Consider the following 23781-nt stretch of genomic DNA (forward strand, 5'->3'; position numbering starts at 1 on the left):
CCAGCCCGTGGGGGAAACGTGGCGATCCTTTCAGACAAGCATCCAGCATTCATCTACACATTCGGGCTGTCTCATGCGTACATGCAGCGATGGAGACACAGCCAGGTCAGGTGAAGCTGGTCCGCGACGCCGTGGACGCAGAGCAGGCATCGTTCGAGGAATTCTTCGCTGCCGCATGGCCTCGACTCTTCCGGGCTCTTCTCCTTCTTACCGGAAGTGCTCACGAGGCCGAAGATGTCGCCCAGGAAGCATTCCTGAGCCTCCTGGAGCGCTGGGATAGGCTCGATCACGGGACTGATCTCGAGGGCTATCTCTTTCGGACGGCGCTGAACAGCTATCGCAGCCTCTACCGACGATCAAGGCTTGCGGCCAAGCGGGTCCTCGCTCCCGGGCAGGCCGGGACCGATCCTTTCGAGCAGGTTTCCGAACGCGAGAGCGCGGTTCGTCTCCTCCTCGGGCTTACTCCGCGTCAACGTGCGGCGATCGTTCTCACCGGGATCGAGGGGTTCGACTACCGACAGACGGGGGCCATGCTCGGGGTGAAGGAGACCACCGTCAGAACGCTCGTCTCACAAGCCAGAGCTCGGTTCCCGAAGGAAACGGACGGCAGCGATGAATGACCAGGAGATCCTAGACAGGGCCGAACGGGCAGCCAGGAGCGTCGTCGTGCCGGACGGTCGCTTCGAGGAACTGCTGCGCCGTCGCGACCGCAAGCGCCGGAACCAGCGCATCGCGGCGGGGGTCGTCGGGATCACGGTCTTCGTGGCGGCGATCTGGATCGTGACGACGGGACTGCCCGATCAGAGCCAGACGGAGGTCGTTCCGGGAGGGGCGGGTACCGGGTCGAGCGAGACCGAGCCGCCGTCGGGCGTCACCGGCGAGACGACCGGCACGTGGCCGTGTTGGGATTCTCAGGACGGACCGCCGCCGTGGGTGTGCTTCGGACCGCTCGAAGAGGGGACGTACAGGTCGCAGCGCTTCGACCCCGCCCTCACCTTCACCGTCCCGGCCGGATGGAACAACCCGTGGGACACGCGTGGCTCGTTCTATCTGTGGACGCCGGGATGGTCGGACGGGTGGGAGGATCCGGAGGATCCGGACAGTCCAGGCCTCTACGCCGATTACCCGGGAGTGAGGCTCTCCCGCGACGCCCGCGCCGTCCGGAGTTGCTCCGACGCCGTCGTCGCCGGTGCCGGCACGTCCGCGCTCGAGCTCGCGACGTGGGTGAGCGACCATCCGGGTATCGCAACGGATGGGCCGTCGCCCGTGGAGATCGGCGGGCTCGCGGGATACCAGCTCGACGTGTCGATCGCGGAGACGTGGCACAAGAGGTGTTCCGGGCGGTTTGTGAGCGTGGAGCCGCTCGACGGGGCCTTCCTCGTCGAAGGGATATGGTCGAAGTACGCCACCTCGCGTCTGATCTTGCTCGATCTGCCGGACGGTGGGAGCGTCCTGATCGATATCGACGGGACGCAGGTGGACGCCGCGATGCCCGTCGTGCGCTCGTTCGAGTTCGGCCTGAGCTGAGGTTGCCGGTCTCGTCTGGCGGCCGATCGCGCCGCGCGCATCGGCAGGCTCTACGCCCGCGCCGACGGGGAGCGGCTGGCCGAGCTGCTGATGGACCTTGAGGGCAATGAGGGCCGATGACCCGCTACCGGGGCCACCCGCACAGGTCCACGATCCGCTCGTACAGGTCGTTCGTGATGTGCAGCTCCCCCGCTTCGAGGGAGCGGTACTCGGCCAGGGTCAAGCCCAGGCGTCCCGCCATCTGCACCTCTCGAAACCCCATCCGCTCCCGATCTCGTGGGAGGTGCTGAACGATGATCGGGAGCATGGCTCAGGCTAGCCCGTCACTCACACACGAGCTGGGTTACACAACGCCGACGTGAGGACTAACCTCTAGGGACCGACGCAGCTCCGAATCGGTCGGACCCTACAACCCGCAGCAGCCGGGGTCCGCGACCTAGGACACCCGTCGGGACGTAGAGGCCCCTGGGTTCTCCGTCGCTCGGGGGTCCCTGCGTGTCTCGACCAATCCAGGCTCGCCCTGCGCATCATCGACATCGCCCCGATCCTCGACGTGACCACCAACGCGTGCGCCAGATCGTCGCCCAGCGTGATGACCCCCGAGCCGGCGGAGGTGATCGGACGGCATCGGTTGTGGCGACCCATGGGCGTGGAGCGGTAGCTCGATGCGAGCCTCGAGTATGGGTGCCTGAGAAGTGATCAGACAGGCAGGATGACGTCCTCGCACCCGAGCTGATTGTCGAGGGTGTCGAGGTAACACGTGTCGTTACCGCCGCCCCCGAAGACCGTGTCGTTGCCGTCACCCCCGTCCTGCGCCCTGATCACGTCGCCGCCGCTCCCACCCAGGAGCGTGTCGTTGTCAGGTCCCCCAATGATTCGGTCCCTGCCGCCGCCCCCGTGCACGAAGTCGTTCTTGCCCTGGGCTTTGATCCGGTCGTTCCCTTCGAAGCCGCAGATCGAGTTGGCCTTGGCGCTTCCTACGATGCGATCACGCTCGTTCGTTCCCTTGATCCTGCAGGCTGGAGAGACGCGGATGTCGTCCACGGTCTCGATCAGATTCAGGGGCACACCGGCGCGAGCGAAGACGAGTTCGACCCGACGGAAGGCAGTGCCGGCGACCCCGATGGTCTGGTCGGGAAGGTCATTGGCGTTCATCTCGACGCTTGCTGAATCGACCTCGACCGCTCCCTTGAAGGCGCTGAGCGCGGCGACATCACCGGCCTGGACGACGGACGGATCGTCGTTCCCGAACGTGATGGAGATCTTCTTGATCGGCACGTCGAAACTGATGATGAGTCGGCTGCCGTCGTCAGGTTGCACAGCGAGTCCCTGACCGATCACTTCCGGGATCGCTCCGTACACCTGGAGGCCCTCCCCGACCGAGTCAGAGAAGTGCGCGATGCTGCTGTCGATGCTCGTGAACCCGTTCGATTTCGCGCCCGATGTGTCCCGCTCGAAGTTCAGCGGAGGTGCTTTCACGGAGCTCGGGAGTGCTTGGGCAACGCCGGGAAGCACGAGCAAGACCGCCACGAGCGGGATGAGCACGAGCCTCGGGGTGGACTTGGGTCGAATCCTCGTCATCTCTGGTTCCCCCTCTGGTTGAGACACGCCAACACCGGTCAGCTTGGCCCTGGCCAGCGACGCGGTCAAACCAGGGCTTCGTCGCCGGGCGGGCGGCGCGGGGGCGGGAGCCGGGGTGGCCGCTTTCTCAACTTGTCGAGGGGGGCGCCTCCGAGGTGAGGCCATCGGCGAGTCGAAGGACTGACGGTGAGATTCCCACCTGCCGCAGGGACGATCGGATCGCGGCTCGACCCTGTTTCGACGCCGCCGGCTCGTCGCTGGCCTCGATGGCGACCTCGATGACGATCCCCTTGAGGGAGTCGCCATCGAGATCGGCGAACACGGTCGTCCCGACGACGTTAGGCACCCGGATCAGAGTCCGCTCGAGAGGCCATTCGATCACCCTGATCCCTCTGAGCGGTGGGTCGGCGAGGTAGGCGCGCCGCACCAAGTAGATCACGGGCTGACGGTATAGATGGGGCGGCGCTTGGGGCTATGGGTCGTTCGTCCCGCGCTCAGTGGCCTAATGCGTTGCACGTAATTCGCGACATGGAGAGTCCAGGACTCGACTGGGCACTTACTCCCCGAGTGCTTCCGGATCCGGTGTTGCCGTGTCCTCTTCGCCGCCCTCGGGCAGGCCGTCTCAATGGGCTCCTGGGAGGAATCTCGTCCGGTCCCTACGGGTCGGGCAACCTGTCACTTCGGGGATCTGGGTTTCCATGCGGCGCCATCGAGGTCATCGACAGGCCGAGCTAGTCAACCGGCGTCGGCTGGCAAGGATCGGATGCATCGACCGAGGGTTTCGGATCGTCTTCAGCGGCAGGCGCGTTTGGCAAGGCGGCGTGCCATAGAGTTTGCCAATGTACCTAGATGAGCACGGGCCGGTGCGTTGCCCACCTCGAAGAGATGAGCTTTCCCCTTCTTGGCCTACCCCGGCGTACCTTGGTTTCGAAGTCGCTCGTGTAGACGGTCGAAGCGAGCTTCGTAGATCCGGAACATGTCCGTCTCGGTAGTAGTCCCATCGTCGTAGGCGGGTGAGACCAGCGGCCGAGCTTGCTGGACTTCGATTACCACGATCGCTTTCACCCGTTCGAGGAGCGTCGTGACCCCCTCCTCGCGCATTCGCCTGAGACCGTCCGAGAAGCCGTCCGTCCCGGGCTCATGGACCACGGCCGGTCCCTTGAAGCGATAACCCTTCCGAACGAACGGGTCCACCACGTTGACCTCAACAAGGGACCCTCGACGGATGTTCGCAACCGTCCGGGGCGAGCTGATGTCCGCAAAGAAGAGGTGATCGTCGTCCCACACACGTGTGGTCCCTTTCGGCGACAGGTTCGGCGACCCATCCTCACAAACGGTCGCGTGGAACCCGAGTCCTTGTTCGCGGACGACGCGCTTCATGTCATCGGTGAGGATCGCCATGGCAACCTCCGTCCCTCACCATGCACGATAGACCCCAAGGGACAGCGCATCGCGGTGCCCGAGGGTTCAGGAATGTACCTAGGGGCCGACCCTCGATCGAGGCTGCGTCGCCTACTCGTCTGCTGGCGCGATCTCCGTCTCGATCAGGCGCTTCACGTTGTCGACGCTCCGCTGCATCATCCGCGTGAGGAACTCGAGCTTCTCGGGATCGTCCATCCCCTCGATCCGGGTCGTGACCGTAACGAGGGTCCGCGCCGGTCCCCGCGCCTCGAACGTGGCTCGCCCCTGGGCGTCCATGTTCCGGTCGTGGATCGAGACGGCTAAGGCGCGTTCTGGATCGAACTCCACGACCTCCATCTCGCCTTCCACCGGCGTGTCCCACCGGGTGTTCACGCGCCGGATCCTCGTGCCGACCGTGATCGGGCCGTCCGACAACTTCTCGAGGCGCATATCGGGATCCCAGCGCGGGTGGTTGTGGACGTGCTCCACGGCATAGAAGCGCCAGACGTCGGCGACCGGTCGATCGACCTCCGTAGAAACCTGGACTTCCACGACCGCCTCCTGATGGAGAAGACACACCCTTCGTCCGGCCAGGCTTCAGGGTATATCCCTCGCCGAAAATCGGACCACCGGCGAGGTGCGGTCGCGCAGGACAGGGTGGGGTGACCGACGCCCGATCCGACGTAGCGCCCTGCCCGGCTCCCACATCTACTCGACAGGGGTCAGGACGGGGACGGTCTCCGCTGCATCGATGCCGATCACTTCGAAGCCGAGCGCCATCTCCGAGTGGAAGCTCAGCGGGCCGACACACCGGATGGCCAGGGTGACGAGTCTCGTGTCCCCGGGCTCGAAGGCGGCGTATTCGTCTGCGAGGTACCAGGAGATCGTCCTAATGACGGCCCTGTCGTAACCGTGGGGCACTCGTTCGGAGCCAGGATGAGCGGGACCACTTGATTCAGGAAGCATTCTTCGATGACCTCCGCCTTCTCGGTGATGGACAAGTCCCGGCGGTGTAGCTCCCGCCGCTGACGTTCGGTACTGCCGCCGGCGACCCCCGACGGGAGGGGACGGCGCTGGCCCTCGATCTCGAAGATGAGCGTATCGAGCGCACATTTACGGCGAACGGGGCAGCGCGCGCAATATCGGAGAGCTCGAGCTTCTGCAGGGGTGCCACCGATGGGTCGGCCCCGCTGACCACTCGTACGGTCGGGATAGAAGGTCGAAACGTGCTGCCCGATGCATGCAGCCTGCCCGATCCACTCGACCCGAGGCCTGACGAGTAGCGGATCTGGACGCTGTTTCGGATGGCATGGACAGGCGCACCACTCCTTGTCGCAGCGATGGTGCGCCGCCCTTGAACACTCCCCGGTCTGGGCCATGTTCTGACCTTCCGGGAGCATGTAATGGCGCCCCATACGGGAGGCGCGGCCCCGGATGCCCACCAGGGCCGCTTCGACTCCTTCTTTCGGTGGCCGGGGCCACCCTCCCGGCCCACCCTGTTGGGTGAGGGGCGGGAAACCGACGACCTCTCGGCCGATCTCCCGCCCCTCTTGTCGTCGGAAGCGAGTGGAACCCACCCACCTCCTTCCTTCGCTCGTCATTCGCCATCTGACGAGGCTCTGTAAGCCCCGTAGAAGCCTCGAAAAAGGCTCTGTGGGGCTCAGGACCCTGCCGCGAGTCTCTCGGCCCCCTGCGGGACCGGGAGGGCGGTTTTCGCGGCCTCCTGGCGGGCTTTTTCGGCCTCCCGATAGCAGCGGCGGCAGTATCCGTAGCCCGTTTTCTTGAGTCCCCACTCGCGTGGGCCGTGTCCACGGTCGCACTCGGACTTCCGGCCGGGCGGGAGGGTCGAAACGACCTCCTTGCGGTCGGCGAAGGCGACACAGACCGGGCAGGACAGGCGCTGGTCGAAGTCCACCATCACGTGATCGTCCTTCGGGTGGGTCCAGGCCTTGTCGCCCTGACGATGGAACACCGTGCGCGAGCCGTCGCTGCCCATCTCGATGAGGGTCGAGGCGCTCACCAGGACGTGATCTCGACCGTGCCGGGCGCGACCGGGACGAGGTTCTGATCGGCCTCGATGACGGCACGGGCGCGGGCCAACTCGCCGGCCGTGGGCGGCGGGTTCTTCTTCACGTACTCGGTGATCTCCGCGACGTTCTTGGACGCGGTTCTCAGTTCCTCGACATCGAGGAATCCCGACCGGTTGGGATCGTCCAGCATCGCCTTGAGCCGGCGCTCCTCGGTCGTCCACCGCTCGAGGGCTTGCTGCCGGGGCTTGAGCGCGGTCTTGGTCTCGCGGTCGCGGGTGAACACGGCGTTCTGCTTGTCGGACTTCCTCCAACCCATCTCATCGAGGATCGGGCCGTGGTCGGCTTCGGCTGCGGCGAGATCCCTGCGTGCCTTCTGTGCGGCGAAGGAGTTGTCCTCGATGCCTTGCTCGCGGGCCTGGGCGTCGTGCTTGGCAACCGCCTCCCGCAGTGGGGCGAGGATGGCCTCACCCTCGGCGGCGAGGTCGAGGAGCTGATCGTCGGTGGTCTTCGTGAACGGCAGACGCTTCTCAGCGACCTCGATCTGACTCTTGAGGTCGGCGACTCTGGCGGCAGCCTCGACGCGGGCGGTGCGCAGCGGGTCGAGGTCCCTCGCGGTGTCGGGGTGGACACGGGCGAGCGTCTCGGGCCTCTCGGCTGCTGCGAGGGCGCACTCGGCGACCTTCAGATCCTTCTTCAGCGCGGCGAGCTTGCCTTGAGGACTGGCGGCATATCGTGCAGCCTCTCGCCGGCGCCGCTCGGCCTCGGCCTTCTTGGTGGTCTGGATTCGCTTCTCGCGCTCGGCGACGATCTCGGAGTGGAAGTCGGACCAAGCGTCCTCATCCTGCTCCACGAGCCCGACAGCCATTTCTAGATGATCCTCTAGCGAGTCGTCGTCGTACTCGGCCCAATCTGTGCTCACGTCGCGTTCCTTTCTGCTTGATCGGCCCGGGCCTTGAGGGTGTCCAACTCGGGTAGGTGACGCGGCTCCATGCCGCGCATTTCCATCTCGTCTGTCATCTCACGCAGCGCCCGGTAGGTGGGCTCCAGGGCCTTGCGGGCGATCTTGCGGCCCGGGCTGGGCCGGGGGCTGCGTAGGTGCGGAGGGTCTCGTAGAAGGCCGTGAACGCCCGCTCGTGCATGGCCCGGATCTGCTCGTCGGTGAACAACGTCATCGGGGCCCCCAATAGGAGATCGGTTCGCGGCGCTGCCTCGGGTACTTCCCGGGGGGCGGCGGTACAGGCGGCAGAGAATCGTGAATGCCATAAGACTGAAGCTCATTGATCAGATCGATGACGGCCTGCCTATTGGCGTTGTACGCGCCGGTGTTGTTCTCCCTCGTCCGCGGACTCCCCCTCCATGGTCCCGGGCCCAACGATTCGCAGACATCGACGGCGCGCTGCAGCCGCTCGCGCAGGAACTTGATCCGCTCCGGGGCAGGGGGAGCGTCGGCTTCGATGGCGTAGGGCTCAAGCTCGCCGTCCTCATCGACGGTCCCGTAGCGAGCGCGATGCTCTGCGGCAGCAAAAGCCGGGGAGCGCTTGCGCCAGACCCTCGGGGTGTTGGGTTCGATGCCGGCCGCCTCTGCAGCGGCTTTGACGCCGGTACCGGCCGCCCCCTGCCCCCCCGGGGTGCCCCCGATCCCGCCCGGCGGTACGGACAGAGACGCGGGCGGGAGGAGGGGAGTAGTAGTGCTACCTATCCCCTACCCCCTACCTATTAGACTCACTCAGACACGGTAGCCCTGATCACGAGGTGGGTGAGCTGACGCTATCGCTTGTAGTGCAAGGAGCCGGCGGTCGGATTCGAACCGACGACCTACCGATTACAAGTCGGTTGCGCTACCGGACTGCGCCACGCCGGCCGAGCCCGGATTCTACCCCGCCGGGTTCGAGGCTCGGCGTTCGCGCGGCACGACGTACGCGTAGAGCACGGCCGCCAGCGCCGCCGCTGCATTGAGCGAACCGACCCTCCCGCGCATCGGCAGGGAGAGCAGCTGGTCGCAGCGCTCGCGGGTGAGCCTCGCCATGCCCTCCCCTTCGCTGCCGATCACGACGGCCACCCGCCCTTCCGGACAGTCCTCCTCATAGACGGTGACGTCGGCGGTCTGGTCGAGCCCGACGACCCAGAAGCCTGCGTCCTGCAGCCGCTCGATCGCTCGAGCGACGTTTGCGACCCGAGCGTGCGGCAGGTGAACGAGCGCTCCCGCCGACGCGCGCACGGCGGCCGGCGTGACCTCGGCGGCGCGACGGGTCCGGGTCACCAGCATCGCGGCACCGGCGGCCTCTGCCGACCGAGCCGCCGCCCCGAGGTTCTGCGGGTCGGTGATGCCGTCGAGGACGACGACGAGCGCGTCCTCCTCGAATGGAAAGGCCGCGAGGTCGCGCTCGCCCAAGGCCTCCGAAGCCTCGGGGGCGATCCTCGCGACCACTCCCTGATGCTCGTCGGCCAAGGCATCGAGCGTGGCCCGGGGCACCGTACGCACGGACACGTCGTCGGCGTGCGCCTGCTCGAGCAGCGACCGCATGCCCTGCGTCACCTTCGGTGAGGACACGATCAACACCTCGGAGACCCGGCCGGCGCGCAGCGCCTCCGTGACGGCTCGACGTCCCGAGATCACCTGTGAGGTCCCCGGGCCCGACGAACGGCGTCGTCTCGCCCGATCGCGTTCGCGGCTCATGCGATGACCGTGACGGCCATGCAGCCGACGCCGTCGCCGACGAGTCCGAGGCCCTCGGGCCTCGTCGCCTTCACCGACATCGCCTCGAGCGGGATCGCGAGGACTTCGGCAAGGGCGGAGCGCAGCTCGTCGCGGCGAGGCGCGACCGCAGGTCGCTCGCAGATCACCGTCGCATCGCTGGATCGCACCGAGTAGCCGGCGCCGCGAACGAGCTCGAGGGTGTCCTCCAGCAACGCCAGCCCCGCCATGCCGGCGATCGACGGGTCGTCTTCGGGGAAGTGGAGCCCCACGTCGCCGAGCGCGGCGGCGCCCAGCAGCGCATCGGCGATCGCATGACAGACGACGTCGCCGTCGGAATGACCGGCGAGCCCCGGCACGCCGTCGAAGGTGACCCCGCCCAGCGAAAGAGGACGGTCGTCCGTCGCCCACGGATGCGCGTCGAACCCGAGGCCGACGCGCGGCACGGCCTCAGGCACCGGTGCCGCCCATGCGCGCATCGGCGTTGGCGAGGTCGAACAGCGTCGTGATCTTGACGTTGTTCGGATCGCCCGGGATCGCCGCCACCGCGAGCCCGTCGTGCTCGAGGGCGGCCGAATCGTCGGTGAGGACCACGCCTGCCTCGGCGGCGCTGCGGTGTGCCCCGCGCAGGACCGACACGTCGAACGCCTGCGGCGTCTGGGCGAGGGCGAGCAGCTCCCGGGCGAGGGTACCGACCACCAAGCCGTCGGCGACCTGCTTCACCGTGTCAGCGACCGGCGAGACGGGGACCGCACCGGGCGTGCGCTGGTTCACCGCCGCGATCACGGCCGTGAAGAGGTCGGGAGGGGCGAACGGGCGCGCGGCATCGTGGATCGCCACGATCGACGTTTCGGACGACACGGCGTCGAGCGCAGCGCGTACCGATGCCTGGCGCGTCTCGCCCCCGGTCACCACCAGCACGGGAACACCGCAGCCCTCGAGGCACGTCTCCGCCCGCTCCTCCCAGCCCCCCGGGGCAGCCACGATGACCGCTCCCACCAGCGGCGACGCTGCCGCCGCACCGGCGGCCACGGCGAGCATCGGACGCCCGCCGATCGACAGGAACGCCTTCGGTTCCTCGGCACCGACCCTGCGACCCGCGCCCGCGGCGAGCACGATCGCGACCGCCCTGCCCTCACCCGGTTCCATGTGCGAAGCATGGCAGACCGGTCGCAGATACGGGACCTCAGTCCGAAGTCGAGCCCCCGGGCACGAGCGCCGCGAACACCATGCGCCCCGTCGTCGTCTGGATCACGTTCGTGACGCGGATGTCGGGCGAGGCCCCGATCTGGTCGACGGCCTTCTCGACCACGACCATCGTGCCATCGTCGAGGTACCCGACGGCCTGGCCGTGCTCGCGGCCCTCCTTCACGAGGCGCACCGAGATCTCGTCGCCCGCCGTGTACGGCACCCGGAACTTCGACGCCAGTGCGTTGATCTGGGCGACCGGCACCCGCAAAGCCTCGGCGACCTTGGCCAGGTTGTGGTCCACGGTGATCAGCGATGCACCGCGTTCCCGGGCGAGTCGCACGAGCGCGGCGTCCACGTCGATCACGCCGGCCTCCTCGACGAGCTGGAACTGCACGGTGGGCGCCTTCTGCAGCTCGACCAGCACGTCGAGACCGCGGCGGCCGCGCTGGCGCCGGCGGGGGTCGCCAGAGTCACTGATCGCCTGGAGCTCGCGCAGCACCCCGTCGTGCAGGAGCACCGTGCCACTCACGAACCCGGTCGCGACCAGGTCGAGCACGCGTCCATCGATCAACGCGCTCGTGTCGAGCACGTGCAGGTCGCCGCGGGTGGCCACCGAGGCGCGCGGCTTCATGCCCACCAGCCCGAAGATATCCTCGTACTTCGCCTCACCCAAGCGGAACCCGAGCGAGCCGCACACGAGGTACACGAAGACGATGGCGGGCCAGGCCGCGCCACTCGGTACGAGCAGCAGCGGGATCATCAGCAGTCCGGCGACGACGAGCCCGACGATCAGGCCGACAACGCCGCCAGCGAGTTGCGGAGCGGGTCGGCGTCGCAGCTCGTGCTCCATGCCGCTCACGGCACGCAGGGTCAGCCGGCCGGCGACCCCGCCGATCACGAACCCGACGGCCGCTCCGAGGAAGATGAACGCCAGCGCGCGGCTCGTGCTCTCCTCCGCGACCGTGCCGCCGAGCAGGAATCCACCGGTCGCGAGCAGCGCGATGAAGATGAGCCGAACGCCTTCGACGAGGTAGCCGCGCATCGCGCCACCACGCACATCCTGCTCACGTTCACTCATGGCCGTCGCTCCACCTCCTTCACGCTCCGACGATCGCTCGGCCGGCGGGCAAGCTGAACGAACCTGAGGCTGAAGGAAGCATCGGCGCGGGCGTGGAACGCCTGTAGTCCGGAGGAATCGTGCGCTGCGCCCGGTCCCTCCCGGGCCGAGGCGTCAGACGGCGGCGATCTTCTCGCCGTGGGCGTCGTCGAGGACCTCGTCGATCATGATCTCGGCGGCTTCCTCGGACTTGCCGGTCGCGTGCGACAGCTCGGAGATCAGGATCTGACGGGCCTTGGTGATCATGCGCTTCTCGCCGGCCGACAGCCCCTTCTCCCGATCGCGGATCGAGAGGTTCCGGAGCACCTCGGCGACCTGGTACGGGTCGCCGGAGTGGAGCTTCTCCATGTTGTTCTTGAAGCGACGGCTCCAGTTGGCGGCCATCGACGACTCTTCCTCGGTGAGCACCTTGAGGACCTTCTTGACCTCGTTCTTGCTCACCACCGACCGCAGGCCGACCTGATCGGTCGAGTCGGTCGGGATCATCAGCGTGAGATCACCGTAGGCGACGCGCAACACCAGATAGGTGCGGGTCTCGCCCAGGAACTCCTTCTCTCGCAACTCCTCGATGACTGCTGCTCCGTGCTCCGGATGCACCACGGTGTCGCCCTTACGGAACACGGAACCTCCAGGAAGTCGAGAACTGGGATCGCGCTGACTAGTCATGCAAGGGTAGCACGGGAGGGTCTTGCGGCGCAACCCAAATCCGCAGGTCAGAGGGCTGATTCCGGGGTTCCGATGGCTCGAACGACCTAGGCTGAACGTCGATTCAGCAGCGTGTCACGGCTGCGAGGGCGACCTCGGCGCCCACGACAGCGCTTCGGCGACATCTCGAACCGGCACCACCCGGACGCCGTCGGGCGCAGGCTCGCCGGTCGGCGCGAACACCGTGCCCACCCCCGCTGCGCGAGCAGCCGCGAACCGCTGCGACATGGCCGGCGCGGGCCGCACGAGTCCCGTCAGGGAGACCTCGCCCACGAAAGCCGACGTGTCGGGCGGCGAGGCGCCCGTCGCGGCGGACGCGAGGGCGGCCGCTACGGCCAGGTCGCACGCGGGATCGTCGACCTTCACGCCTCCCGAGGAGGCCCCGTAGAGCTCGGAACGGCCGAGCGACAGGCCGGCGGCGCGCTCGAGCACGGCGGCGACCAGCTGGAACCGCCTGGCGTCGAGCCCGGTCGCCTGGCGGCGAGCCGACCCGTCGGACGAACCCACGAGCGCCTGCACCTCGACGGCCAGGGCGCGGCGACCGGACTGAACGAGCGCCGTTGCTGCGCCAGGCATGCGCTCTCCGCTCACGAGCAAGGACGTGGGGTCGATCTCGCGAAGTCCGCCCGAGGTCATCTCGAACCATGCGCTCTCGCCCTCGGCGCCGAACCGATTCTTGCCACCGGTGAGCACCCGCAAGCCCGAACGCGGATCGCCATCGAACGTGAGGACCGTATCGACCGCGTGTTCGAGGGCTCGCGGCCCCGCAAGGTCGCCGTCCTTCGTGACATGCCCGGTCAGCAGCATGGCGACGCCCTCGGCCTTCGCGAGCCCGACGAGCGCGTCGGTGCAGGTGCGGACCTGGGAAACGCCGCCGGGCATCTGGGTGCCGCTCGTGTCTCTGATCGTCTGGATGGAATCGACCGCCAGCAGGAAGGGACGCTCGGCTCGTGCGGTCTCGATCACCTGCTCGAGGTCGCGGCCGGGGGCGAAGCGCACCTCGTCGGCGGGGATGCCCAGCCGACGTGCCCGAGAGGCCACCTGCGCGTGCGACTCCTCGCCGCTGACCAACAGGCACTCGTGGCCGCTCGAGGCGAGGTGGGCCACGAGGTGCAGCAGCAACGTCGACTTGCCGATACCGGGCTCGCCCGCGAGCAGCGAGACCGAGGCAGGCACGACGCCCCCGCCGAGCACGCGGTCGACACCGGGGAACCCGGCGGGCACGCGTCGATCGTCGCCCTGGCCTACCGCACCGATCAGCGGCGACGTCACGATGGGGGTTCCGCTGCGCGTGGGAGCGGTCACCACGCCGGTCTCCTCGATCGAGCCCCAGGCGCCGCAGCCGGGACATCGCCCGACCCACTGCGACACCTGCTGACGACACTCCTGACAAGTCAGCACGACCCGCGTCTTTGCCATGGTCGGCACCCTAGCCCTCGGGACCGACATCACATGAGGCCCGTGCTCGGAAGGACCAAGGTCCCTGCCCCGCAGAGCCGGTGTGGATAGGCTTCGGGCGATGAACGTCGACACGATGGCGACCCTGTTCGCCCTGCTCACCGTGATCGCGATCGCTGCGGTGATCGCGATCGCCCTGCTTGCCGTGGCCGGCCGCGACGGCTTCTCATCGACGAAGGACGCTGTGTGGGAGACCCTCGGCCCGTCGGCGTTGTGGCTCGCCTTCCTCGTGGCGCTGACCGCGACCCTCGGCAGCCTCTACCTCTCCGAAGTCGCGCACTTCGTGCCGTGCAAGCTCTGCTGGTACCAGCGCATCGCGATGTACCCGCTCGTGCCGATCCTCGCGATCGCGGCATGGAAGCGCGATGTCTCGGTCGTCAGATACGTCGTGCCGCTCGCCGTGATCGGCGCCGCCATCTCGCTCTACCACTACCAACTCGAGCGGTTCCCGAGCCAGGCGTCGGTCTCGTGCAGCGCCGACGCGCCGTGCACCGTCGTGTGGATCTGGAAGTTCCACTTCGTCTCGATCCCGCTCATGGCGTTGAGTGGGTTCGCCCTGATCGTCGCGCTCGTGCTCGTCGCTCGATCGTTCGCACGACTGGACATCGACGACGACGGTGCTACCCTTGCCGAGCACTCCGGCGCGACCGCCGCGCCGTGACAGCGCGCTCAGCGCTGATGAGCCGAGAGGAGGCGATGAGCATGGCCGCGAGATCGGTGTTCGATATCGCGCGCACGCCGCGTCCCTCCCGGTCCTCCGCGTAGCCCCACCCACGCTCGGGTCGGCGCTCCACGCCCAGCTCCTCCGGGGACGTGGCATCACCCATGCCACGAACCATCCCGGAAGGAGACCCGCGTTGACCGACGCGAACCAGTTCGAGCACTTCTTCGACGAGGGACTCATCGAAGCGGTGCTCAGACCGATCAAGAGCGGCAAGGAAGCCTCCGTGCATCTCTGCCGCGCCAACCCGCGCACGACCGGCGAGGATCTCGTCGCGCTGAAGACGTACCATCCGCTCGACCGGCGGGACTTCCGCGACGAGTCGACGTACCGCGACGGCGAGTGGATCAAGGAGCGCCGCGTCCGCGTCGCGCTCGAGAAGAAGACACGCTTCGGACGCGAGGTGCAGGGCATGATCTGGGTCGACCGCGAGTGGGAGACCCTGCGCACCCTCTCGGCCGGCGGCGCTCACGTCCCGCGCCCGATCGAGTCCACCGGCGATGCGATCTTGATGTCGTACATCGGCGACGACGGCTTCGCCGCGCCGCAGCTGCGCTCCTACGACGTCGAGGACACGGACGAAGCCGAGGCACTCGTTGACCAGGTTCTCGGGGCGATCGAGCGGATGCTGTTCCTGAACGTCGTGCACGGCGACCTCTCCCCGTACAACCTGCTCGTCTGGGAGGGTCAGGTGACCGTGATCGACCTGCCGCAGGCGGTGGATCCCCGGAAGAACCGGCATGCCCGCGCGTTCCTCGAGCGAGACGTCGAGCGCATCTGCGAGTGGGCCTCTCACCACGGCGTGGACCGTCACGCGGGGCGCATCGCGGGCGACCTGTGGACCGGGTGGGAGTTCGCCGACCTCGTGCCCGAGGAGCTCCGTGGCCTCACGATGTGACGCACGCGAAATCGGACCATCCCCCGGGGCCTCGTCCCCGTTCCGGATCGGCGAACCCGAGCGTAGGGTCGAACGATGCGATCCTCACGGAGGATCCGAGCGGCCGGGCTAAACGATCGGGATGCGTCGAGCATCCATGGTCGCGTGCAGGCCGAGGACAACGTCGTCAAGCTCGACCGGGAACGTGAGGCGCCCGCGGATCCGACGAGCTTCGAAGAGCTCTTCCTCGACGTGCACGATCGCCTGTACCGAGCGCTGTATTTCGTCACGGGCAGTTCGGCCGACGCGGAGGAACTCATGCAGGACGCGTTCCTGAAGCTCTGGGAGCGGTGGGACCGGCTCGACACGATCGAGGATCCGGTCGCGTACCTGTTCCGCGTCGCGCTGAACGGGGTCCGGATGCGCGCACGTCGCGCACGCATGGCGACGAGGAAGATCGCGCCGACCGCCGCCAGCCGCGATCCGTTCGACGACGTGAACGTCCGGGAGGACGTTCGTCGGATGCTTCGCGGCATATCCCCTCGTCAACGGACCGCGATCGTGCTCACCGAGATCTTCGGATACAGCTCGGAACAGGCCGCCCGCATCATGGGCATCCGGCCGACCACCGTGCGCGTGCTCGCGTCACAGGGGCGTGCGGCGCTCAAGGGGAGCTAGGGAGGCGAGGATGCCGGACGTTCGGGAGGTCTACGAGATGGTCACGAAGCAGAAACCACCCGCACCTGGCGCCCTCGAGCGTCAGCAGAAGCGGCAGGTCCGCACCGCGCGGAACCGGAAGGTCGGCGCGTTCGCCATCGCGGCGGCCATCGCTCTCGCCGCGGTCGTGCTGATCATGGCGAACCGCCCTGGGGGAGACACGACGACCCCGGCGGACACGCCGCCGACCGTGTACCCCGTGGATCCTGCTGCGGTGCCCGTCGCCACGGGTTTCGTCGAGGCGTTCGGCGCTTTCGACGGGGAGCGAGCGGTCACATATCTGGCCGACGACGCTCGCCTTGAGATGGACGCAACCACCCCGGAGGAGGTGCCAGTCTTCCTTTCCTTCCTCGAAGCCATGGGCTACGAACAGATCCCCGTTGAGGCATGCTCCGCAACGGACAGCTCCGCCTTTGGCACCTCGGTTCGCTGCCGGTTCGATTGGCACGGCATCAGGTCCGACGAGATCGGACTGGGCCCCTACCCCGGCTCCTGGGATCTCACCGTTCGTGATGGGGAGATCGTTGTGGTGTCGCTGCACTGGAACATCAACAGTTTCTCGCCACAGATGTGGGAGCCCTTCAGGGATTGGGTCTCCGCGACACACCCGAAGGATCTCGACGTGATGTACGTGGAGGACGGAACCAACTTCGTGCTCAGCGAGGAGTCGATCGCGCTGTGGGCGCAGAACACCAAAGCGTACGTGAAGGCGGTGAAGCGAGAAAATGCGGCCTGACGGACGGTCGATCGCATGTCGGCGAGCATGAAGCGCAAGACATGCCTGCGCTGCGATTGGCAGGGGGACACGACGGAGCGCACCTGCCCCGCGTGTGGGGAGCGGCCGCTCTATCTGTTCGACGCTCCCCCGCCGCAAGTCGAGCGGAAGTCCGTCGGGAGCGGTTCCAGGAAGCGTCCGACCAGGGAGCGACCGACCCCCGAGACGGGCGCCGCGGCGGCGGTGCCCGTCGCTCCCCCGCGATCGCCGGATCCGCCACCGTCCCCGACGGACATCGAGGGATCGTTGGGCCGATCCGATCGTGTCGTCGTGCCACTCATGGTCGTGGCGCTCGCGCTGACGATCGCCGTGGGCATGTGGTTCACGGGTCGAGCACAACAGCCCAGGACCGAAGATGCTGTGGGAACTGGCTACTTCCCCGACGTCCCCTCGCCCACGTCGGCCGTCTTGCCCTCGCCGGCGCCGACGGATGCCGGCCTGGTCGGGCAACCCGGCATCGGCAGGCAGGTGCTCACCGTCGGGGACGTGCCGCTGTCGTTGAGGATGCCTGCGCCGGGCTGGGAACGGTTCGCCGGGGTCTCGCTCAACAAGTCGGTCGTCGGACCGCAGGGTGCGGAGGCGATGCTCTACTGGTCGAGCTTCCCCGAGGGAGGTCGCGCTGAGCCCTGCGCCGACCTGCTGGGCCAATCGGTCAGCGGCTCGGTCACGGATCTCGTGCGCGCCGTCGCGACGGCGCCCGGGACCCGGCTCGTCGCCGGACCTTCGACCGTCACCGTGGGCGGACGCCCGGCGGATCGGGTAGTGCTCACGGTGCGCGAGCGCAATGGGTGCAACCCGGGGTTCTTCTTCACGTGGCGGGACATCAGGGGCGGCGCTCTGTTTCCGAGGACGACGGCGGGAGACAGGATCGAGGTGTGGATCGTCGACGTGAGTGGATCGCGCCTGTTCATCGCAGCCGTGACGACCGAGCAAGCCGACCGGGCGCTGCGACGGGAGTCCAGGCAGATCGTCGGATCGATCCGCTTCATCCCGCCCCATGTGTTGGCCGACGTGAAGATCGCCGAGCGCTTCATGCAGGCCCGGAACGACAACGACGTCGCAACAGCCATGTCGCTGCTCTCGAAGGACGGGGCCACGGCCTGGATGCAGAACGGCTACCGCACGGAGCGCAACATGCCCTTCGTTCGACTGGACCGTGAGGAGCTCGCACTCGCGCTCGAGGTCGAGCGACTCTACGAGGTTCGATATACCGCCTCGGGATGTCGATGGGACTCCGATCCGGTCATCCGTGGCGCTCCGATCGTGTGCACCTATCGGATGGACAACACGTTGCGGCGGATCCTCGGGTATCCGCCGGTCGAATCGTCCATCAGCATCGGTGTAGGGCAGGATCGCATCACGCACCTCAGCTTCCCGTGGCTCAACGTGAGCTACCCATCGGCCGACCCCCCGGAGTTCGCGGAGTTCGTGGCGTGGATCGGAGCTGAGCATCCGGAAGCCGGGCAGGTAAACGACGACGGTGAGCTCTTCAAGACCGGAGGCCAGGAGCTCGTCCATACCCTGTCCCGGACATCGATCGACCTCCTGGCGACCTACCTCGGGGAGTACGAGCGCTCGATGACCAGCTAGGGGCGGTCCTTCACCCGACCCTCTATCTCGCGTCAGCGACCCTGCCCCACCACGTGTTCATGGAGGACGATCCAGTCTCCAGCGAGGCCCTCCGCCCCGACGGATCTGGGTGGGGTCCGTCCTGGAACCCGGGAGCTCCGAGTCGTTCCGTCGAGGAACATCGCTCGGAGGTCTTCGGGGCAATGTGCGTCGTGACGGGCAGCGATCAGGAAGCTGAGGAGATCAAGAAGGATGCGTTCCCGGAACTGTGGGAACGACGGGACCGGGTTCTGCCCTCGACGATCCCACGCGGTTCCCGTTCCGGACCACGATGAACGTCTCCCGGAACCGCCGCGCCGTGCTGCGCTCGCGGCCCGGAAGGTGCTGCACCAGGTGGAACACACGGCGTCGAGATCGCCACGGTGGACGATCGCGACGACCTGGTGCGGACGATGCGATCGGGCCTTCGAGCTGTTCCCGATGCCGAGAAGCCCGGGCCCCGCAGGGGTCCGGGCTTCGGCCTTGATGCCGCCCGAAGGCGGCGGAGACGGATCGGGTTCCCCCGATCCGACGCTTCCTATTCGGGTGAACCGGCGAGCTCGACCGGCGGCACGTCGGGCGGCAGCATGCCACCCGTGTGGTCGAACACGATCTCGCCGTCGACGGCGTCGACGAGGATCGTCTCGCCGGCGCGGAACTCCTTGTACAGGAGCTTCTCGGCGAGCGGGTCCTCGACGAGCCGCTGGATCGTGCGGCGCAGCGGCCGCGCGCCGAGCGATTGGTCGTAGCCCTCGGTCGCGAGCACGACCCTCGCGCCGTCGGTCAACTCGATCTCGACGTCCTTCGCCTTCAGCTGCTCGCGTACCCGCTTCATCATCAGGTCGACGATGTTCTTTACGTCTTCCTGGGTGAGCGAACGGAACACGATGACCTCATCGATGCGGTTGATGAACTCGGGCCGGAAGCTCTTCTTCAGCTCTTCGGTCACCCGATCCTTCATCTTCTCGTACGTGACCTCTGCGTCACCGGCAGCCGCGAAACCGATGCCCGGCCCCTTCTGGATGTCACGCGTGCCGAGGTTCGAGGTCATGATGATGATGGTGTTCTTGAAGTCGACCTTGTGCCCCTGCGAGTCGGTGAGGTGGCCGTCTTCCAGGATCTGCAGCAAGGTGTTGAACACGTCGGGGTGGGCCTTCTCGATCTCGTCGAAGAGCACGACCGAGAACGGCTTGCGACGCACGGCCTCGGTGAGCTGGCCGCCTTCCTCGTAGCCGACGTAGCCCGGAGGCGAGCCGATCAGGCGGCTGACGGTGTGCTTCTCCATGTACTCAGACATGTCGAGCTGGATCAATGCATCCTCGTCGCCGAACAGGAACTCCGCGAGCGCCTTCGAGAGCTCGGTCTTTCCGACCCCCGAGGGGCCGAGGAAGATGAACGAGCCGGCCGGGCGGCGTGGGTCCTTCAGGCCCGACCGTGTACGGCGCATCGCGCGGGAGACGGCCGAGATCGCCTCGTTCTGGGTGACGATGCGCTTGTGGAGTTCGTCCTCCATGCGAAGCAGCTTCTCGGTCTCCTCCTCGGTGAGCTTGAAGACCGGGATGCCGGTCCAGATGCTCAGGACCTCGGCGATCTCCTCCTCGTCGACCTCGCTGAGGATGTCCATCTCGCCGGACTTCCAGGCCTGCTCGCGACGTGAGCGCTCCTCCTGCAGCTGGCGCTCCTCGTCTCGGAGCGATGCGGCCTTCTCGAAGTCCTGGCCGTCGATCGCGCTCTCCTTGCGCAGGCGCACGTCGGCGATCTTCTCGTCGACCTCGCGGACGTCGGGCGGCGCGGTCATGCGACGGATGCGCATGCGCGAGCCGGCCTCGTCGATCAGGTCGATCGCCTTGTCGGGCAGGAACCGGTCGCTGATGTAGCGATCGGCGAGGTTCGCCGCAGCCACCAGCGCGTCGTCGGTGAAGTTCACGCGGTGATGTGCCTCATAGCGGTCGCGGAGGCCCTTGAGGATCTCGATCGTGTGGGCGACGTTCGGCTCCTGGACCTCGATCGGCTGGAAGCGGCGCTCGAGCGCGGCGTCCTTCTCGAGGTGCTTGCGGTACTCGTCGCGCGTGGTGGCACCGATCGTCTGCAGCTCGCCGCGAGCGAGCATCGGTTTGAGGATGCTCGCCGCGTCGATCGCGCCCTCGGCGGCGCCGGCTCCCACCAGCGTGTGCAGCTCGTCGATGAACAGCACGATGTCGCCGCGGGTCTTGATCTCCTTCAGCACCTTCTTGAGGCGCTCCTCGAAGTCGCCGCGGTAGCGCGACCCCGCCACCAGGGCGCCGAGGTCGAGGGTGTAGATCTGCTTGTCTTTCAGCGTCTCGGGCACCTCGCCGCGGATGATGTCCTGACTGAGGCCCTCGACGACGGCGGTCTTGCCGACGCCGGGCTCGCCGATCAGCACCGGGTTGTTCTTGGTGCGCCGGCTGAGCACCTGCATCACGCGTTCGATCTCCTTCTCGCGCCCGATGACCGGGTCGAGCTTGCCGTCACGCGCGAGCTGGGTGAGGTTGCGACCGAACTGATCGAGCACCATCGACCCGCTCTGCTGGCCCTCGGGCGCGCCGCCCGGGGTCGTCTCGCCCTTGCCGCCCGTGTAGCCGGACAGCAGCTGGATCACGGTCTGGCGGACGCGGTTCAGGTCGGCACCGAGCTTCTGCAGAACCTGGGCGGCGACGCCCTCCCCCTCACGGATCAGACCGAGCAGGATGTGCTCGGTGCCGATGTAGTTGTGGCAGAGCTGAAGCGCCTCTCGCAACGACAGCTCGAGGACCTTCTTCGCGCGCGGCGTGAACGGGATGTGCCCCGTGGGAGCGGCCTGGCCCTGGCCGATGATCTCCTCGACCTGCTGGCGTACTGCCTCGAGCGAGATGTTCAGCGATTCGAGCGCCTTGGCGGCGACGCCCTCGCCCTCATGGATCAGCCCGAGCAGGATGTGCTCGGTGCCGATGTAGTTGTGGTTGAGCATCCTGGCCTCTTCCTGCGCCAGGACCACCACCCGTCTCGCTCGATCGGTGAAACGTTCGAACATGTCAGCGTCCTCCGGGCCACGACCCGCATGTTCCGCTCTCCGCCCGGGGATCAACGGACCCCGTCCTACCCCCGAGGCGCCTCGGGCGCCGCACCAGGTGACCGGTGGCAGCGCCCACTGAGAGCAAGTATACCCGTGCCCCCCCGTTCGCCTTGAACCGCACCGCCACCTCCGCGTCGATTTCCCTACCCTGTTGTTCGGACGTTCTCGGCTCGGGGATGAGGTGCCTTTCGGCGGATGCAGAGAATCCCCCTTTCGGACCATGAGAATGTCCTCCTTCCGGCCCGTTGTGTGGGGAGGACGGTGGGTGCCAGGATGGGCGAGCTTGGAACCGCTCCCGAGCGGGTAGCGTGTACCGAGCAGCATACGGATGACCGAACGGCGGCACGATCGAGGGGATCCACGTGCAGAACGCCCAGATGCTCGATGGAGGCACGCGCGTGCGAGTACTCGTGGTAGACGATCACCCCGCCTTCCGCAGGGCGCTGACCTCGGCGCTGCGGCTGGTCGGCGACATCGAGATCGCGGGTGAGGCGGGCGGCGGCGTGGCGGCGTGCGATCAGGCCGAGGCCCTCGAGCCCGACGTGGTGCTGATGGACCTGTCGATGCCCGACCTCTCCGGCATCGACGCGATGAAGAAGATCCACGAGGCGAACCCCGACCTGCCGGTCGTGATCCTGACCGCGCACGCCGATGCCGGGGTCGAGCGCGAGGCACGCGAGGCCGGGGCGCGAGGGTTCCTGGCGAAGGGCACCGGGCTCCAGGACCTCGTGATCACGCTGCACGAGGCCACCGGCGACGAGGCCGTGCTCTAGCCGCTCGGCACCGCGTCTCCCGTCGGCCGCACGATCCACAGCCCGCTGCCGATGTCACTCGCGTAGATCAGCCCCGTGTCCGGGTCGACGGCCACCCCCCAGGTGACCGCTCCTCCATCTGGGACGAACTGACCTACGAGCTGTGGAGCCGTCGGATCGGACATGTCGAGGGCGACGATCCCGTGGCCGTACCACGACGAGTAGGCACGGTCACCGAGGACCTCCGTGTTGTGGATCGACCAGACGCCGCGGCGCGGAGGGTCGGCATCCCCCACGACGTAGGGCAGTCCCGTGAAGGACCCCACCTGTTCGAACTCGGGCACGCCGTCGCCGTCGGCGTCAGTCGCCGTCGACTCGTCGAAGATACGCAAGTATCCCACCGAAGGCTCGGTCGGGCGCAGCGTGATCGTCGTGGCTCCTCCGTCGTCGCGGATCGCATGCACCAGTCCGTCACCGGCGGCAACCTGGAACACCACCATGTCCTCGTTCTCGGTGATGCCGTCCGGGCGTCTGAACGGCCACGGCCAGGGATCGTCGGGACTGATGAAGTTCGAGACGAGCGCCGTCGCTCCCGACCGCGCGGCGAGCTTCGTCTGCTTCTTCAGACGGCACGGCGCCTCGGGCCACGCGTCGATCACGCCGGTGTAGTAGAAGTCGATGGTGTCGGCCACGACGATCTTGCCCGCTGCACCGGCGTAGTCGTCGCCGGAACACCCCTCCCCGGCATCGACCACGTCGCCGGTGATCTCTCCCGTGTCGGCGAGGGTCTGCGGCATCCAGGGCATGTCGAGAACGTTGACCCACCGGCTCGTGACCGACGCCTTCGCGCGGCTCGGCGAGGCGGGATCGTAGTCCTCGTCGTTCTGCAGCACGTATCGGGTTCCACCCACATCGAGCGGGAACATCGAGTGGGCGTCCCCGTCCTCACCCGGACCGAACTGCGTGCGTCCGACGATCGTCGGGTCGGACGGATCGCTGATGTCGAGCTTGACGGTGCCGGCGTCCCAGTAGGAAACGTATGCGCTGTCGCCGTCATCGGCGGTTCGCACGCTGTGGGCGAAGACCGCCGTGAACGACCCGCTGCCCTGGAAGGTGCTGACGAAGGGATCGCCTCCGACCGACTCGAGATCGCTGTCCTCGAACACGCTCCACGTGCTCAGGCGCGCGGGATCCTCCGGCTCGGTGATGTCGACGATCTGCACCTCTCCGCTGCGCGGTGCGCCGAAGTACAGCCAGCCGTAGTCGGCGAACGGCGTCGCGCCGAGCGCGAGCGCGGTGCCGTCGGGACGCACGACGAGGTCGAGCTCGTGGACCCCTGCGCGCGTGCGCATCGATGACAGGAACAGGGGGTGGCGCGGCTTGGTGACGTCGAAGAAGGCGAACGCGTTGCGGCCGTGGCGTGCACACGCCTGCAGTCCGACACCCATGATCGCCCGGTCGCCGACCGGGATGATGTCCATGTCCTCGCTGGAGAAGTGCCTGCCCGGCGCCTTGGCCACGGCAGCGACCGCTGGGCGACGGGCCCTGGTGAC

General features: G+C 67.5%; 23 protein-coding genes, 1 tRNA gene and 1 pseudogene. 8 read left to right on the forward strand and 17 right to left on the reverse strand.

Annotated elements, in window-relative coordinates; genetic code table 11:
- Positions 1-110 precede the first annotated feature (110 nt).
- Both VFI59_09625 and VFI59_09630 read left to right on the forward strand, forming a co-directional pair.
- Positions 111-620, forward strand: coding sequence for an RNA polymerase sigma factor (locus VFI59_09625; protein ID HET6713956.1), 510 nt, complete (start codon positions 111-113; stop codon positions 618-620).
- Positions 613-1527, forward strand: a complete 915-nt coding sequence (locus tag VFI59_09630) for a hypothetical protein (GenBank protein ID HET6713957.1) — start codon at positions 613-615, stop codon at positions 1525-1527. The genes VFI59_09625 and VFI59_09630 overlap by 8 nt, the downstream gene beginning before the upstream one ends.
- Before the next feature lie 699 nt (positions 1528-2226).
- Here the strand turns inward: VFI59_09630 and VFI59_09635 are convergent.
- From VFI59_09635 to VFI59_09705, 15 genes and pseudogenes are all read right to left on the reverse strand, one after another.
- Positions 2227-3108, reverse strand: a complete 882-nt coding sequence (locus tag VFI59_09635; GenBank protein HET6713958.1) for a hypothetical protein — start codon at positions 3106-3108, stop codon at positions 2227-2229.
- A 127-nt stretch (positions 3109-3235) separates the two neighbouring features.
- Complete coding sequence (locus tag VFI59_09640; GenBank protein ID HET6713959.1) at positions 3236-3535, reverse strand: hypothetical protein; 300 nt, start codon at positions 3533-3535, stop codon at positions 3236-3238.
- Between the two features lie 479 nt (positions 3536-4014).
- Entirely contained in the window at positions 4015-4509 is a 495-nt protein-coding gene (locus VFI59_09645; GenBank protein HET6713960.1) for a pyridoxamine 5'-phosphate oxidase family protein, read from the reverse strand.
- Between the two features lie 111 nt (positions 4510-4620).
- The gene (locus tag VFI59_09650; protein ID HET6713961.1) at positions 4621-5061 is read right to left on the reverse strand and encodes an SRPBCC family protein; all 441 of its coding nucleotides are present in this window, start codon (positions 5059-5061) and stop codon (positions 4621-4623) included.
- Positions 5062-5217: 156 nt separating this feature from the next.
- Positions 5218-5430: a hypothetical protein gene (locus VFI59_09655; GenBank protein HET6713962.1), complete on the reverse strand. Its 213-nt coding sequence runs from the start codon at positions 5428-5430 to the stop codon at positions 5218-5220.
- Between the two features lie 104 nt (positions 5431-5534).
- Positions 5535-6110 (reverse strand): annotated as a pseudogene (locus VFI59_09660) (WhiB family transcriptional regulator).
- A gap of 59 nt (positions 6111-6169) precedes the next feature.
- Positions 6170-6529, reverse strand: coding sequence for a hypothetical protein (locus VFI59_09665; protein HET6713963.1), 360 nt, complete (start codon positions 6527-6529; stop codon positions 6170-6172).
- Positions 6526-7458, reverse strand: a complete 933-nt coding sequence (locus VFI59_09670) for a hypothetical protein (protein ID HET6713964.1) — start codon at positions 7456-7458, stop codon at positions 6526-6528. Before VFI59_09670 ends, VFI59_09665 begins: the two co-directional genes overlap by 4 nt.
- An 868-nt stretch (positions 7459-8326) precedes the next feature.
- A tRNA-Thr gene (locus VFI59_09675) sits at positions 8327-8400 on the reverse strand.
- A 12-nt stretch (positions 8401-8412) separates the two neighbouring features.
- The gene (gene rlmB / locus VFI59_09680) at positions 8413-9216 is read right to left on the reverse strand and encodes a 23S rRNA (guanosine(2251)-2'-O)-methyltransferase RlmB (GenBank protein HET6713965.1); all 804 of its coding nucleotides are present in this window, start codon (positions 9214-9216) and stop codon (positions 8413-8415) included.
- A complete protein-coding gene (ispF, locus tag VFI59_09685) occupies positions 9213-9692 on the reverse strand; it encodes a 2-C-methyl-D-erythritol 2,4-cyclodiphosphate synthase (protein HET6713966.1) in 480 nt (159 codons plus the stop codon). The genes rlmB and ispF overlap by 4 nt, the downstream gene beginning before the upstream one ends.
- Entirely contained in the window at positions 9685-10383 is a 699-nt protein-coding gene (gene ispD, locus VFI59_09690) for a 2-C-methyl-D-erythritol 4-phosphate cytidylyltransferase (protein ID HET6713967.1), read from the reverse strand. The genes ispF and ispD overlap by 8 nt, the downstream gene beginning before the upstream one ends.
- A gap of 37 nt (positions 10384-10420) precedes the next feature.
- Positions 10421-11503, reverse strand: coding sequence for a PIN domain nuclease (locus VFI59_09695; GenBank protein HET6713968.1), 1083 nt, complete (start codon positions 11501-11503; stop codon positions 10421-10423).
- Between the two features lie 153 nt (positions 11504-11656).
- The gene (locus VFI59_09700; protein HET6713969.1) at positions 11657-12163 is read right to left on the reverse strand and encodes a CarD family transcriptional regulator; all 507 of its coding nucleotides are present in this window, start codon (positions 12161-12163) and stop codon (positions 11657-11659) included.
- Positions 12164-12322: 159 nt separating this feature from the next.
- Positions 12323-13666, reverse strand: coding sequence for an AAA family ATPase (locus VFI59_09705; protein HET6713970.1), 1344 nt, complete (start codon positions 13664-13666; stop codon positions 12323-12325).
- Positions 13667-13766: 100 nt separating this feature from the next.
- Here VFI59_09705 and VFI59_09710 point away from each other — a divergent pair, with 100 nt between their 5' ends.
- The 5 genes from VFI59_09710 to VFI59_09730 all read left to right on the forward strand — a co-directional run bounded on the left by VFI59_09710 (position 13767) and on the right by VFI59_09730 (position 18385).
- The gene (locus VFI59_09710; GenBank protein HET6713971.1) at positions 13767-14366 is read left to right on the forward strand and encodes a disulfide oxidoreductase; all 600 of its coding nucleotides are present in this window, start codon (positions 13767-13769) and stop codon (positions 14364-14366) included.
- Between the two features lie 196 nt (positions 14367-14562).
- A complete protein-coding gene (locus VFI59_09715; GenBank protein HET6713972.1) occupies positions 14563-15324 on the forward strand; it encodes an RIO1 family regulatory kinase/ATPase in 762 nt (253 codons plus the stop codon).
- A 144-nt stretch (positions 15325-15468) separates the two neighbouring features.
- Positions 15469-15981: an RNA polymerase sigma factor gene (locus VFI59_09720; protein HET6713973.1), complete on the forward strand. Its 513-nt coding sequence runs from the start codon at positions 15469-15471 to the stop codon at positions 15979-15981.
- Positions 15982-15991: 10 nt separating this feature from the next.
- Positions 15992-16756, forward strand: coding sequence for a nuclear transport factor 2 family protein (locus VFI59_09725; protein ID HET6713974.1), 765 nt, complete (start codon positions 15992-15994; stop codon positions 16754-16756).
- Positions 16757-17065: 309 nt separating this feature from the next.
- The gene (locus VFI59_09730; GenBank protein ID HET6713975.1) at positions 17066-18385 is read left to right on the forward strand and encodes a hypothetical protein; all 1320 of its coding nucleotides are present in this window, start codon (positions 17066-17068) and stop codon (positions 18383-18385) included.
- Positions 18386-18941: 556 nt separating this feature from the next.
- On the opposite strand, the gene VFI59_09735 is transcribed toward VFI59_09730, so the two are convergent.
- On the reverse strand, positions 18942-21434 hold the full coding sequence (locus VFI59_09735) for an ATP-dependent Clp protease ATP-binding subunit (GenBank protein ID HET6713976.1): 2493 nt from the start codon (positions 21432-21434) through the stop codon (positions 18942-18944).
- A gap of 404 nt (positions 21435-21838) precedes the next feature.
- Between VFI59_09735 and VFI59_09740 the strand changes: the two genes are divergently transcribed.
- On the forward strand, positions 21839-22249 hold the full coding sequence (locus VFI59_09740) for a response regulator transcription factor (protein ID HET6713977.1): 411 nt from the start codon (positions 21839-21841) through the stop codon (positions 22247-22249).
- Here VFI59_09740 and VFI59_09745 read toward each other — a convergent pair.
- Positions 22246-23781, reverse strand: a 1536-nt coding sequence (locus VFI59_09745) for a hypothetical protein (GenBank protein ID HET6713978.1), incomplete at its 5' end; no start/stop codon positions are given. The genes VFI59_09740 and VFI59_09745 overlap by 4 nt on opposite strands.

This window comes from Actinomycetota bacterium (genome assembly GCA_035697485.1).
Classification (GTDB): domain Bacteria; phylum Actinomycetota; class UBA4738; order UBA4738; family HRBIN12; genus JAOUEA01.

Bases quoted from the DNA above. Each gene is read 5' to 3' on its own strand.
- VFI59_09630 (HET6713957.1), top strand. From the start codon at position 613: ATGAATGACCAGGAGATCCTAGACAGGGCCGAACGGGCAGCCAGGAGC.
- VFI59_09635 (HET6713958.1), bottom strand. From the start codon at position 3,108: ATGACGAGGATTCGACCCAAGTCCACCCCGAGGCTCGTGCTCATCCCG.
- VFI59_09645 (HET6713960.1), bottom strand. From the start codon at position 4,509: ATGGCGATCCTCACCGATGACATGAAGCGCGTCGTCCGCGAACAAGGA.
- rlmB (HET6713965.1), bottom strand. From the start codon at position 9,216: ATGAGCCGCGAACGCGATCGGGCGAGACGACGCCGTTCGTCGGGCCCG.
- ispD (HET6713967.1), bottom strand. From the start codon at position 10,383: ATGGAACCGGGTGAGGGCAGGGCGGTCGCGATCGTGCTCGCCGCGGGC.
- VFI59_09695 (HET6713968.1), bottom strand. From the start codon at position 11,503: ATGAGTGAACGTGAGCAGGATGTGCGTGGTGGCGCGATGCGCGGCTAC.
- VFI59_09705 (HET6713970.1), bottom strand. From the start codon at position 13,666: ATGGCAAAGACGCGGGTCGTGCTGACTTGTCAGGAGTGTCGTCAGCAG.
- VFI59_09710 (HET6713971.1), top strand. From the start codon at position 13,767: ATGAACGTCGACACGATGGCGACCCTGTTCGCCCTGCTCACCGTGATC.
- VFI59_09725 (HET6713974.1), top strand. From the start codon at position 15,992: ATGCCGGACGTTCGGGAGGTCTACGAGATGGTCACGAAGCAGAAACCA.
- VFI59_09735 (HET6713976.1), bottom strand. From the start codon at position 21,434: ATGTTCGAACGTTTCACCGATCGAGCGAGACGGGTGGTGGTCCTGGCG.